7 protein-coding genes are annotated in these 13,297 nt (G+C 73.9%); 6 read left to right on the top strand and 1 reads right to left on the bottom strand.

The features are described from left to right. Nucleotides 1-106: 106 nt before the first annotated feature. Nucleotides 107-1,948, bottom strand: coding sequence for a serine/threonine-protein kinase (locus OHA86_RS24730; RefSeq protein ID WP_329178587.1), 1,842 nt, complete (start codon nucleotides 1,946-1,948; stop codon nucleotides 107-109). 610 nt (nucleotides 1,949-2,558) lie between these two features. On the opposite strand from OHA86_RS24730, the gene OHA86_RS24725 reads away from it, so the two are divergent. The 6 genes from OHA86_RS24725 to OHA86_RS24700 all read left to right on the top strand — a co-directional run bounded on the left by OHA86_RS24725 (nucleotide 2,559) and on the right by OHA86_RS24700 (nucleotide 13,289). After that, on the top strand, nucleotides 2,559-5,609 hold the full coding sequence (locus OHA86_RS24725) for an FtsK/SpoIIIE domain-containing protein (protein ID WP_329178585.1): 3,051 nt from the start codon (nucleotides 2,559-2,561) through the stop codon (nucleotides 5,607-5,609). 467 nt (nucleotides 5,610-6,076) lie between these two features. Next, the gene (locus OHA86_RS24720) at nucleotides 6,077-7,498 is read left to right on the top strand and encodes an ABC transporter substrate-binding protein (RefSeq protein WP_329178584.1); all 1,422 of its coding nucleotides are present in this window, start codon (nucleotides 6,077-6,079) and stop codon (nucleotides 7,496-7,498) included. Nucleotides 7,499-7,617: 119 nt separating this feature from the next. Further along, nucleotides 7,618-8,898 (top strand): carbohydrate ABC transporter permease, encoded by a 1,281-nt coding sequence (locus OHA86_RS24715; protein ID WP_329178583.1) that lies wholly within the window; start codon nucleotides 7,618-7,620, stop codon nucleotides 8,896-8,898. Then, on the top strand, nucleotides 8,895-9,833 hold the full coding sequence (locus OHA86_RS24710) for a carbohydrate ABC transporter permease (protein WP_329178582.1): 939 nt from the start codon (nucleotides 8,895-8,897) through the stop codon (nucleotides 9,831-9,833). The genes OHA86_RS24715 and OHA86_RS24710 overlap by 4 nt, the downstream gene beginning before the upstream one ends. Before the next feature lie 144 nt (nucleotides 9,834-9,977). Continuing rightward, nucleotides 9,978-10,943: a class I SAM-dependent methyltransferase gene (locus OHA86_RS24705; RefSeq protein WP_329178580.1), complete on the top strand. Its 966-nt coding sequence runs from the start codon at nucleotides 9,978-9,980 to the stop codon at nucleotides 10,941-10,943. Nucleotides 10,944-11,051: 108 nt separating this feature from the next. Then, on the top strand, nucleotides 11,052-13,289 hold the full coding sequence (locus tag OHA86_RS24700) for a bifunctional glycosyltransferase/CDP-glycerol:glycerophosphate glycerophosphotransferase (RefSeq protein ID WP_329178578.1): 2,238 nt from the start codon (nucleotides 11,052-11,054) through the stop codon (nucleotides 13,287-13,289). Nucleotides 13,290-13,297: the final 8 nt, after the last annotated feature.

Here is a 13,297-nt window from a genome sequence, read left to right as displayed (position 1 = left end):
CGGCCGGACCGCTCGCGGGACGCTCGCCCGCCGCGTACGGAAGGCGTGCCGGCGGCCTGCGAGGGCCGGGCGGGCGGGTCGTCGGCGGGCGTCGGGGCGGGGGCGGTCAGCCGTTGCCGTCGAAGCCGCTGAAGCCGTTGCCGGTCAGCCCGTTCAGGTCGGGGGTGTGCAGGTCCGGCGTGCTGTTGCCCTGGCCGCCGCCCGAGTCGCCGGTGATCGAGGAGATCTTGTCCCACGCCGAGTGCGCCCAGCTCGATGTCGCGTCCCACAGGTTGCGGGTGCTGTCGACCCAGTCCGGCAGCGGTGTGGTGTACCAGATGACGACGAAGAGCACGATGATCACCAGGATCACCGTCAGGCAGCCCTTGAGGCAGCCGAGCCCGGGGATCTTGACCGGGTTGGCGCTGCGCCGCCGCGGCTCGTGCGGCTCGTGCTGCCGGGGCGGCGCCGGGGCCGACGGGCGCTGCTGCGGCTCGTAGCGCTGCGGCTGGGGCTGCTGGCGGGGCTCGTACGCCTGCGGCGGCCTGGACTGCTGCTGGCGCGGCTGCTGCGGCGGGGCCGGCTGCTGCTGCGGGTAGCCGTAGCCCTGGCCGCCGCCCTGCTGCTGATACGGCGGCGGCTGGTGTTGCTGGGGGTAGCCGTACCCCTGGCGTGCCTGGCCCTGGTTCTGGCCCTGGTTCCCGCTGCCGGCCCTGCCCTGCTCCGGCTGGCCCGGCTGGCGGCGCGGGCGGCGGAAGAGCGGGTCCATCTCGGGCGGCAGATAGCGCGCCTCGGTCTGGTCGTTGCGCTGCCGGGCCGCGCTGAGCTGCGACTCCCAGGGGTGCGGCCCCTGCGCCTGCGGGGCGCCGTCGGGCACCGGCGGCAGGACACGGGTGCCGTCCGCGGCGGGCCGGCCGGCCTCCGAGGGCAGCACACTGGTGGCGGCGTTCGGGTCGTACCCGCCGCCCTGGCCGCCCTGGCCCGAGGGCAGCACCTGCGTGGGGTCGGCGTCGCCATTGCCGGGGCCTGCGCCATGTACGCCGCCCAGGCCGGTGCCCGGCACCAGTGTCGGGGTCTCGTCGGGGGCGAGCAGCGCGCCCACGCCGAGCGCGGCCTCGGCCGCCGCGGGGCTGGCGTGCACGCCGACGCCCGCCGCGACCACCCGCAGCGCGCGGGCCAGGCTGTCAGCGCTCGGCCGCTGCGCCGGCTCCTTGCGCAGGCAGCGCTCGATGACCGTCCACAGCGGTTCGGGCACGGTGGTGGGGCGGCGCGGCTGCTGGGTGAGGTGGGCCTGGAGCACCTCGATGGCATTCTCGCCGTGGAAGGGCGTACGGCCGGTGAGCAGCTCGTACAGCAGGATTCCGGCGCCGTAGACGTCGACCGCGGAGGTCTGCGGGCGGCCCTGCGCGGACTCCGGCGCCACATAGGCGGGGGTGCCGACGAACTCATGGGTACGGGTGACGCCCGGCGAGTCCGCGAGCCGCGCGATGCCGAAGTCGGTGAGCATCGGGTGCATCCGCTCGGCGCCGTCCTCACCCGTGAGGGTGGCGAGCAGCACATTGGCGGGCTTGAGGTCGCGGTGCACGACGCCGTCGGCGTGGCTGGCGGCGAGCGCGTCGGCGACGGCCGCGGTCAGCAGGGCGGCGGCGACCGGGGTGAAGGGGCCGTTCTCGCGCAGGTAGCGGTGCAGGTCGGGGCCGTCGATCAGGTCCATCACCAGAGCGAGCAGATCGCCCTCGACGACCAGGTCGCGGACCCGCACGATGTGCGGGTGCCGCAGCCGCAGCAGGACCGAGCGCTCGCGCAGGAAGCGCATCACCACGTCGGGATCGCCGGCCAGCTCTTCCTTGAGCACCTTGACGGCGACCGCGGTGCCGGCCTCGTCGCGCACCCGGGCACGCCAGACGGTGCCTGTGGCGCCGCGTCCGAGCGGCTCCTCCAGGAGGTACTTGCTGCCTACCGGCCGCACGTCATGCGCTCCCTGCTCCGTAGGTGACCGGGCCCTTCCGGTGCCCGATTCCGGCCAAGCGTAGTGCCGCGCGGCGAACGGTGGCCGGGCGGCGGCGCCGGGATTCCCGGGTAGGACGCCGGGAAGCGGTCCGTGGTTGCGCGGCGGCGCGGCTGCCGCGCTCCGGAACACCGTGCTCCGGAACGCGGCGGCGGACCGCCCGGACGCCGCGCCGGTACGGCCGGTACGCGGTCGCGGAAGCGCCGGATCAGGTCACTTGCCGCCCGGCGGCGTCCGGCGGGCGGCACGGGAACGGCCGGTGCGCGGCCGGCATGCGGGGCGGCATGCGGGGCGGCATGCGGTTGGCCGGCGGCCGGCGAGTGCGGCGGCGTCCGGTGGGACAAGATCACCGGGGGGTGGTACCGGCGTCGGGATGTCGGTGGCGGGTGGGAGGATGCACCCGTACGGTCCGGTGGGAGCAGCGGGGGGCGGCCCTGCCGCTCGTGCCTGCGCGCCGCCGGACACCGTCCGGGCGGGTACGCGGGCGGTTACGTGTCAGTGTCAATGCGCTCGTGCGCGGTCCGGGGGGTCGTTCCCGGCGCGTGCGCGGGCAGAAGGGACCGCGGACGAGATGCAGATCCGGCTGACCGTCCTCGGGCCGCGCAGCGGCCGGGCAGCTCGCGGCAGTGACGTGCTCGTCACCGCGCCCGCGGGCACCGTGCTGGGCTCGGTGGCAGGCGCGCTCGCCTCCGCCGCGGGGTCCGGGCAGCCGGGCCGCTCCGCCGGGTCCTCGGTGGCGCTCTACGTCGGGCAGGACCGCGTCCCGCCGACCGCCGTGCTCGGGGTGCCGCCGCTCGTCGACGGCGCCGTCCTGTCGCTGCACGCCGCCCCGGGCCGGCCGGGCGAGGCGCACGACCACGGGCAGTACGGCAGTTTCGGCGAATACGGCCGCCCCTCGGCCGAGGTCGCGCGGCTGCTGGTGGTCGGCGGCCCCGACGCGGGCGGCGTCCACCTGCTGCCCGGCGGCCGGGCCACGATCGGGCGGTCGGCCGACGCCGATGTGCCGCTGGACGACCCGGACGTCTCACGGCTGCACTGCGAGGTGGCCTTCGGCCCGGACGGCGGCCTCACCGTCGCCGACCTGGGCTCCACGAACGGTACGACGCTGGGCGGGCGCGCGGTCGGCCCGCAGCCGGTGCCGCTGCCGCCCGGGGCGCTGCTCCACCTGGGCGAGTCCACGCTGCGGCTCGACCCGGCCGACTCCCCCGCCGCGCCCCCGCTGGCGGCCACTCCCGACGCGGACGGCCACCTCCGGGTGTCCCTGCGCGACGCCCCCTGGCCCACCCGCCCGGCGCACATTGCCGCGGCGGTGCCGGCGCCGCGGGAAGCGGCGGCGGCGACGGCAGGGCCGCAGCAGCCCGGCGGGGATGTCCGCCCGCCCGTCCAGGACACCGGAGCGGCGGTGAGGCACGACGCCGGGGACGGCACGCCTGGCGGGCAGCGGATACCGGCGGGGGGCCTCCCGCCCGGGCACCCCGGCGACGGACCCGAGGCCCACGGCAGCCCCGACCCCGGGGCGCCGCAAGGCGACGCCCCCGGCGCGGCAGGGCGGCGGGACACCGGGCAGGCGCGGCGGCCGGGGGCCGGTCCCGGCGGGCGCAACGGGGTCGTCGGGTCGATAGGAGCCTGGGCGCGGCGGCGGCTCGGCGGCGCCGGGCGCGGCGACGGCGAGGACGCGTACACCGGGGCTGAGGCGGCGGCCCTGCGGGAGCGCTGGCCCGACCCCGCGGCCGTGCTGCTCATGGCGCTGGGACCGGGCAGGCGGCTGTGGGAGCGCGCGCCCGGCCACCCGGACGCGCTGACCGTACGGCTCGGCACCACCGAACTGCCCCAGGAGCACGGCGGGCGGCGGCCGGCGAGGGTGCCCTTCACCGTGGACCTGCGCGAGCCCGGCACCTCGGCGCTGACCCTCGCCGGGCCGCGGCCCCGGCTCGCCGGCCTCGCCCGGGCCGTACTGGCCCAGCTGTGCGCCCTGCACTCCCCCGGCGCCCTTGAGGTCGTCCTGCTCAGCGCGGACCGCGCCAGGCCCGCCGACCAGCGGGCCGAGGAGTGGGCGTGGCTGAACTGGCTGCCGCATCTGCGCCCGGCCCGCGGCCAGGACTGCCGGCTGCTGCTGGCCTTCGACCGCGACCAGGCGCAGGCGCGTACGGGCGAGCTGGTCCGCAGGATCGAGGAGGGTCCGGCGGACTCCGGTCACCACGGGCCGTATTCGCTGCTGGTGGTCGACGGCGACCCCGGGTCGGCCGCGCTGCGCGAGACCGTCGCGCGGATCGCGGCGGCGGGGCCGGCCGTCGGCATCCACGTGCTGTGCCTGACCGAGCCGGGCGAGCGGCCCGCTGTGGACGACGGGGTCGTCGCCCGGCTGTCGGGCGACGTCGCGACGACGCTGCGGGTCGAGCCCGCGGGTGAGCCGCCGGCCGAGGACGGCGCCGACGACGAGATCGTGCTGGACGCGGTGTCCGCCGCCTGGGCCGAGCATTTCGCCCGTGCGCTGGCGCCGTTGCGCGAGGCCGACGCGGACACGCCGGGCGCCGGGTCGCGGCACGCGCTGCCGACATCCGTACGGCTGCTCGACGAGCTGGACCTCGCGCTGGCCACCCCCGCGAAGATCGCCGCGCGCTGGGCGGCCGCTCCCGCGGCGGTGCCCTCGGCGGTCGCCGTGCTCGGCGCCGGGTCCGGCGCGGGCGGCCGGGTGTCCGTCGACCTCGTCGCCGAGGGGCCGCACCTGATGGTCGGCGGCGCGCCGGGCGCGGGCAAGACGGAGCTGCTGCGGTCCTTCGCCGCGGCGCTGGCCTCGGGCGAGCGGCCCGACCGGCTCGCGCTGATCCTGCTGGACGGCGCCGGACTCGAGCGGGGCGAGGGGCTGGCGGGCTGCGCCGACCTGCCGCACGTCAGCGCGCATCTGGTGGCCTCGGACCCGGTACGGATGCGGGAGTTCGCGCAGGCGCTCAGCGCGGAGCTGAAACGGCGTGAGGCCGTGCTCGGCGGCCAGGCCTTCGCCGCGTGGCACACCGAGCGGCTCGTCGCCGCGACCGTGCCGCACCAGGGCGGGCGCCCGGCGGAGTCCGCGGCGGCGGAGGCGCCGGCGCTGCCGCGGCTGGTCGTGCTCGTGGACGACTTCGACGCGCTCGTGGCACCCGCGCTCGGCAGCCCTGGGCGGCCGGCGGCCGGCAGCGTCGTCCGCGCGATCGAGGCGGTCGCCAGGGACGGTGAGCGGCTCGGCGTCCACCTCGTCGCCGCCACCGGGCGGCCCGAGCGGACCGCGGGCACGGACGCGGACGAGCGGGCGCCGCTGCGGGTCGCGCTGCGGATGGCCGATACGGAGTCCGCCGCGCTGTTGGTGCACGTCGAGGATCCGGCCGGGCTGGACGAGGCGGTGCCGGGGCGCGGCTATGTGCGGCGGCCCGGCGGGGCGGTGACGGCCTTTCAGGGCGGGCGGGTCAGCGGGCGCATCCCGCGTACGGCCACGCTGCGGCCGACGGTGGTGGGGCTGGAGTGGGAGCGGATGGGGGATCCGCCGGCCCGCCGCCAGGTCCGGGAGCTGGGCAATGGGCCGACGGATCTCGCGTTGCTGGCCAGCGCGTTGCAGCGGGCGGCTGAGGCGGAGCGGGCGGCCCGCTGATCCCCGCGGAAGGTTTTCCCGGGGGGTCCCCCCGGGGTGGGCCCCTCCCGGTGCCCGGGACCTTCCCCCGGTGGGGGCTTGTCGCGCAGTTCCCCACGCCCCCAGGTGCTTGCCACTTGCAGTGGCCCGTCGCCTGCCGCGCCGTCAGGGCTGGGCGCGCAGTTCCTCGCGCCCCCAGGTGGGTGCCACTTACGGTGGCCTGTCGCCTTCACCACCGCGGTGGTTGCGCGCGCAGTTTCCCGCGCCCCTTCGGGGCTCGGCTCCTGCGCCGCGGAGGGTGGGTCAACAGGGGCGTGGGGAACCGCGCGACAGGCTCACCGGCGAGGGACATGCCCGGGGGCGGGGGGCGGAAGGTTTGAGCCAAGATCACGGCATGGTCACATAGCGGCCGGTGACCGGTGCTGGCCCTTGCCGGGGGCAAGTCACCGGGCGTAGGACAGGGCGCAACGGGACTGAGGGGATGCCAGATGCACAGGTTAAAGGGTAAGACGCAAATCGCCGCGAGCGGCAGCGAAACACGCCGTACTACGCGCATAGCGCTCGCGGTCGTCTCCGCGTCGGCGCTGGCGCTGACCGCAGCGGGATGCGGAGGAAGCGACGACGGGGACAAGAAGAGCGACACGCCCACGACCTCGGCGTCGGCCGGCGGCAGCAGCAACGCCGCCCTGCAACTGCCCGACCTGCACGGCCAGAAGCTGGAAGTGGCCGCGGTATGGACCGGGCCGGAGCAGGAGAACTTCCAGAAGGTGCTCAACGAGTTCGACAAGCGCACCGGTGCGAAGACCACTTTCGTGCCGACCGGCGACAGCCAGTCGACCTTCCTGGGCACGAAGATCCAGGGCGGCGCTCCGCCGGACGTGGCCTTCCTTGCACAGAACGGCGTGATGCACCAGTTCGCCGACAAGGGCTGGCTGAAACCGCTGGGTCCTGAGGCACAGGCCCAGTTGAGCAAGAACTTCTCCCCGGGCTGGCAGAAGCTCGGTGCGTGGAAGGGCAAGCAGTACGGCGTCTACGCCAAGGTCTCGAACAAATCGATGATCTGGTACAACGCCTCGGCCTTCAGCAACGCGGGCGCGACCGAGCCCAAGACCTGGGACGACTTCCTGAAGACGGCCGAGACGGTCTTCGAGTCGGGCACCCCGCCGGTCTCGATCGGCGGCGCGGACGGCTGGACCCTGACCGACTGGTTCGAGAACATCTACCTGTCGCAGGCGGGCCCGGAGAAGTACGACCAGCTGGCCGCGCACACCATCAAGTGGACGGACCCGTCCGTGAAGGCGGCGCTGACCACGCTGGGCCAGCTGTTCGGCAACAAGGACCTCGTCGCCGGCGGGGCCAAGGGCGCGCTGGCCACCGACTTCCCGAAGTCGGTGACGCAGACCTTCACTGGCAATCCGCCGGCCGCCGCGATGGTCTACGAGGCGGACTTCGTCTCGGCCTTCATCTCGGCGAACACCAAGGCGAAGGTCGGCACGGACGCCAAGGAGTTCGCCTTCCCGGCCGTCGGTACGGGCAAGGCGCCGGTGGTCAGCGGCGGTGACGTGGGTGTCGCACTCAAGGACAGCCCCGGCGCCCAGGCGCTGCTGACGTTCATCGCCTCGACGGACGCGGCCAAGATCTGGGCGCAGGGCGGCGGTTACCTCTCGCCGAACAAGTCGCTGGACCTGGCGGCGTATCCGGACGATGTGCAGCGCAACATCGCCGAGTCCCTGATCGCCGCGGGCGACGACTTCCGGTTCGACATGTCGGACCAGGCGCCGGCGGCCTTCGGCGGGACGAAGGGCGAAGGCGAGTGGAAGGACCTCCAGGACTTCCTCGCCAAGCCGTCCGACGTGGCGGGCGCGCAGGCCAAGCTGGAGTCGGACGCCGCCAAGGCGTACGGGAGCTGAGGCACGTGGCCCCGGCACAGGTGGCTGGTGCCACCGCGGGGGCGGGAGGCGGCGGTTCCGCCGCCGCCGTACCGCCCCCGCCGGGTCCCGGAAAGGGATCCGGCCCCCGTCGCAGTGTGATGGGCACCCGGCCGTGGGTGGCCGCGGTGTTCCTGTTGCCCGCGCTGGTGCTGCTGGGCGCGCTGGTGGCGTATCCGATCATCTACACCATCAAGCGGAGCCTGTACGACGCGGACGGCAGCGCCTTCATCGGGCTGAAGAACTTCGGCACGGTCTTCACCGACCACGGCATCCTGACCGCGGTGCGCAACAACGTGATCTGGGTGCTGGTCGCGCCGGCCGTGGCGACCGCGCTCGGGCTGGTGTTCGCGGTGCTCACCGAAAGGGTGCGCTGGGGCACGGTGTTCAAGCTGATCGTCTTCATGCCGATGGCGATCTCGATGCTGGCCGCCGGGATCATCTTCCGGCTGGTCTACGAGCAGGACCCCTCGCAGGGCGTGGCGAACGCGGTGGTGGTGGCGGTGCACGACACCTTCACCGACAACTCCGCCTACCCGGGCGCCAGGCCGCGGCCCAACAGCGATCTGGCACCGTCCGCGGGCGGTTCCTTCACCTCGAAGTCGGCCGCGACCGCGGGCGCCCCGGCGGATCTCCCGCTGATCGGCATCCCGCAGAACAAGGTGCCGTCCGGCGCGCGGGACGCGAGGCCGGCGGCCCCGCAGCCGGGCGCGGTGACCGGCACCGTATGGCTGGACTTCCGGCCCGGCGGCACCGGCAAGCCGGGGGTGATCGACCCCGGTGAGAAGGCGCTGTCCGGGGTGAAGGTGCAGGCGGTCAAGGACGGCAGGGTCGTCGCGTCGGCGAAGTCCGGCAAGGACGGCACGTACAAGCTGCCGGCCAGTGCGGTCGGCGCCCAGCTGCGGCTGCCCGCGTCGAACTTCTCCGGGAAGTACAACGGCATCAACTGGCTCGGCCCTGACCTGGTGACACCGTCGATCATCGTGTCCTACATCTGGATGTGGGCCGGTTTCGCGATGGTGCTGATCGCGGCGGGTCTGGCCGGGGTGCCCAGGGAGCTGATGGAGCAGGCCCGGGTGGACGGCGCCAACGAGTGGCAGGTCTTCCGCCGGATCACCGTGCCGCTGCTGGCCCCGGTGCTGGTGGTGGTCACGGTCACGCTGATGATCAATGTGCTCAAGATCTTCGACCTCGTGTACATCATCGCGCCGGGCAACACCCAGCAGAACGCCAACGTGCTGGCGCTCCAGCTGTATCTGTCGTCGTTCGGCGGCGGTGACGACCAGGGCGTCGGCAGTGCGATCGGTGTGATCCTGCTGCTGCTGGTGCTGCCGGTCATGATCTTCAACATCCGGCGGCTGCGCAGGGAGGGACGGCGATGAGCGCGGACGCGAGCGCGGGGCCGGGTCCGGCGGGGACCGCGGCGCCCCTGGAACGGCCGGAGAGACCGGCCACGGCACGGCCCAGGGCGAGCCTGGGCGCCCGGCTGGCGGCGGTGGCCGGCGGCGGGGTGGTGCGGATCGTCCTGCTGGTGGTGGGCCTGTTCTGGCTGCTGCCGACGTTCGGCCTGCTGCTGTCCAGCCTGCGGACCCCCGCCGACATATCGGCGAGCGGCTGGTGGAAGGTCTTCACCTCGCCGTCGCAGCTGACGGTGACCAACTACCGCACCCTGCTGGACAACCACGCCATCACCGACTCACTGGTGAACACGGCGATGATCACCATTCCGACGACCCTGCTGGTGGTGGTGATCGGCTCACTGGCCGGTTACGCCTTCGCGTGGATGGACTTCCCCGGCCGGGACTGGTGGTTCATCGCCGTGGTCGCGATGCTGGTGGTGCCGGTGCAGGTGGCGCTGATCCCGGTGGCGAAGCTCTTCGGCGACATCGGGATCTTCGGTGACATCTCCGGGGTGGTGCTCTTCCACACCGCCTTCGGGCTGCCGTTCGCGATCTTCCTGCTGCGGAACTTCTTCGCGGAGATCCCCCGGGAGCTGCTGGAGGCGGCCCGGCTGGACGGCGCGGGCGAACTGCGGCTGTTCACCCGAGTGGTGATGCCGCTGGGCGGCCCGGCCATCGCGTCGCTGGGCATCTTCCAGTTCCTGTGGGTGTGGAACGACATGCTGGTCGCGCTGATCTTCGCCAACAGCGACTCGCAGCCGATCACGGTGGCGCTCCAGCAGCAGGTGCGGCAGTTCGGCAACAACATCGACATCCTGGCGCCGGGCGCCTTCGTGTCGATGGTGATCCCGCTGGCGGTCTTCTTCGCCTTCCAGCGGCAGTTCGTGTCGGGAGTGATGGCGGGCGCGGTCAAGTAGCCGCGCCGCCGTCCCCGCCCGCGCGGCGGGGCGGCGACACGGTGACACGACGGACAAATCCGGCCGCGGGGGACGTTTACACTGACGCCCCCCGCAGCCGGGAGCCGTCCGCACCGGGGGCTCCCACCGTTCGAACGGATCCCCATGACGCTCACCCCCACCGCCGCCGATCCGGCCGGCGAGCAGCTTCCCGCGCCCGCCTCGCTCGCCGAGGTGAAGGGCTGGTTCTTCCCCGTCGACCAGGTGCTCTTCGACTGGTTCCTGAGCCGCCAGCAGGAGCTGACCGAGCCGGGCGACCTGCTGGAGATCGGCGCCTACATGGGCAAGAGCGCGATCTTCATGGGCAGCTACCTGCGGGAGGCGGAGACCTTCACCGTCTGCGACCTGTTCGATTCCCCGGCGCAGGACGACGCGAATTCCGCGGAGATGCGGTACTCCTACCCGACGCTCACCCGTCGCTCGTTCGAGGCCAATTACCTGTCCTTCCACGACGGGCTGCCGCAGGTGATCCAGGGCCTGTCCTCGCTCGTACGGGACCGGGTGCAGGCCGCCAGCTGCCGCTTCGCGCACATCGACGGCTCGCACCTCTACGAGCACGTACGCGGCGACATCGAGGACACCAGGACGCTGCTGCACCCGCACGGCATCGTCGCGCTGGACGACTACCGCTCCGAGCACTGCCCCGGGGTGGCCGCCGCGGTCTGGGAGGCGGTCGCGACCGGCGGGCTCAGCCCCGTATGCGTGACCGGCACCAAGCTCTACGGCACCTGGGGCGATCCGGCGCCGTTGCGCGAGCAGCTGCTGGAATTCCTGGCCGGGCGCGACGACCTGTGGCACGGCGTGGAGGCGGTGGCGGGCGCCCCGCTGATCCGGGTCAAGGGCGCCAAGGCGGTGCCGCCGCCCCACCCGGCGTCCCGGCACCACCGCGAGGAGCCGCCGGCCGAGGTGCTGCCCGAGCCCGTACCCGAGCCGGCGCCCGCCCTGGCCGAGCCGCCGGCGCCCGCGCCCCGGCGGCGCTCCCCGCTGCGGCGGCTGGTGCTCAACGTGCTGCCGCCGTTCGTGTCCAAAGGCTTCGTCAGGCTGCGCCGCGCGCTGCGCCATCAGGCGTAACCAGCGGGGCAGCCGCGCGTTCGCAGGATATACAGCGTCACATACCGCATTCACCGCGTATGTGGTCGTAGTGTCCTGTGCCCCCGCGTCGAACCTGGATGTGCTGCTGTGCCCCGCTTCAGCGTCATCGTGCCCGTTTACCACGTGCAGGCGTATCTGCACGCCTGCCTGGACTCCGTGCTCGACCAGTCCTTCGACGACGTCGAGCTGATCGTGGTGGACGACTGCTCGCCGGACGGCAGCGGGGAGATCGCTGACGCCTACGCGGCCCGCGACCGCCGGGTGAGCGTCCTGCACCTGGCCGAGAACGTCGGCCTGGGCCGGGCCCGCAACGCCGGGCTGGCCCGGGCCACCGGCGACTACGTGCTCTTCCTCGACAGCGACGACACCTACGCCCCCGGCGCCCTGCGGGCCATCGCCGACCGGATCGACCGGACCGGCCGCCCTGACCTGCTGATCTTCGACTACGACCGCACCTACTGGAACGGCGAGGCGGAGCGCAACAGATTCAGCGCGCTGCTGGCCAGGACCGACCCGCAGGTGTTCTCGCTCGACGAACGGCCCGGCCTGCTGCGGCTGATCATGGTCGCCTGGAACAAGGCCTACCGCCGCGACTTCCTCAACCGGATCGGGGTGACCTTCCCGGTCGGCTACTACGAGGACACGCCGTGGACGTACCCGGTGCTGATGACCGCGGAGACGATCGCGCTGCTCGACCAGGTGTGCGTGCACTACCGGCAGCGCCGCAAGCGGGGCATCCTGCACACCACCAGCCGCCGGCACTTCGAGATCTTCAAGCAGTACGACCTGCTGTTCGCCTTCCTCGACAGCCGCCCCGAGCTGGAGCGCTGGCGCACGGTGCTCTTCCGCCGGATGCTCGACCACCTGACCACGGTCTTCAACCTGCCCGACCGGCTGCCCAGGTCGTCCCGCCCGGAATACTTCCGGCGCTGCCGCGCGCAGTACCGCAGACTGCGGCCGGCCGGCTTCCGTTTCGCGCTGAACCGGCGCAGCGGGGTGCGCTATCTGCTGATCGCGCTCGGTGCCCGGCGCACCTTCCAGGCCCTCGGCGGTGCCCACCGGCTGCGGCTGCGGCTGGCACGCCGGGTCAGGGCCGCGGGCGGACGGCTGCGGACGGCGGCGCTGCACGCGTACTACCTGACGCAGCGGCGCCGGCCGCTCGACCCCGACCTCGCGGTCTTCTCCGCCTACTGGGACCGCGGCTACGCCTGCAACCCGGCCGCCGTCGAGGCCGCGGTGCGCGACCTCGCCCCGCACATGCGGACCGCCTGGGTGACCACCGCGGAGCACGCGCACACCCTGCCGCCCGGGGTGCTCAGGCTCGAACCCGGCTCGGCCGGCTACTGGAAGGCCATGGCCCGCGCCTCCTACCTGGTCAGCAACGTCAACTTCCACCACCGCTACGCCAAACGGCCCGGCCAGATCAATGTGCAGACCCACCACGGCACCCCGCTCAAGCACATGGGCGTCGACCTGATCCAGCACCCGGCCGCCGCGAACGGCGTGGACTTCGAACGGCTGCTGCGCCACGTCGACCGCTGGGACTACAGCGTCTCGGCCAGCCGGCACTCCAGCCTGGTCTGGGAACGCGCCTACCCCGCCGCCTTCACCTGCCTCGAATACGGCCAGCCGCGCACCGACGTCTTCCACCGGGCCACCCCGGACGACGTGCTCGCGGTGCGCGACGGCCTCGGCATCCCCCGCACCTCGACGGCGCTGCTGTACGCCCCCACCCACCGCGACCACCAGCGCGGGTACCGGCCGGCGCTCGACCTGCCGCGGCTCGCCGAGGAACTGGGCCCGGGCGTCACGCTGCTGCTGCGCACGCACTACTTCTACCCGCCCGGGGACCCGGCCGCCGCCGCCCACCCGCGGATCATCGACGTCTCGGGGCACCCCTCGGCGGAGGAGCTGTGCCTGGCCTCCGACGGACTCATCACCGACTACTCGTCGCTGATGTTCGACTACGCGGGCCTCGACCGGCCGATCGTGCTGCACACCGCGGACTGGGAGACCTACCGCACGACGCGCGGCGCGTACTTCGACGTCACCGCCGAGCCGCCCGGACTCGTCGCGGCCAGCCAGGAGGAGCTGACCGACATCCTCGCGACCGGTTCCTGGTCGGGCACGCGCTCGGCGCAGTTGCGCGCGGCCTTCCGGGCCCGCTTCTGCCCCTACGACGACGGGCACGCGGCGGAACGGGTGGTCCGCCGGGTCTTCCTCCGCGAGGAGGGCGGCCTGCCGCCGGTCGTCCCCCTCCCCGAACGCCGCCCCGCGACCACCCCTGCCCGCGACCACCCGGTGACGGACCCGCAGCTGCACTGAGCCCGCCC

The sequence above is a fragment of the Streptomyces sp. NBC_01477 genome (assembly GCF_036227245.1).
Lineage (GTDB): Bacteria > Actinomycetota > Actinomycetes > Streptomycetales > Streptomycetaceae > Actinacidiphila.
The sequence above is the reverse complement of the archived record's forward strand: the minus strand, read 5'-3'. Positions and strand labels throughout refer to the sequence as shown.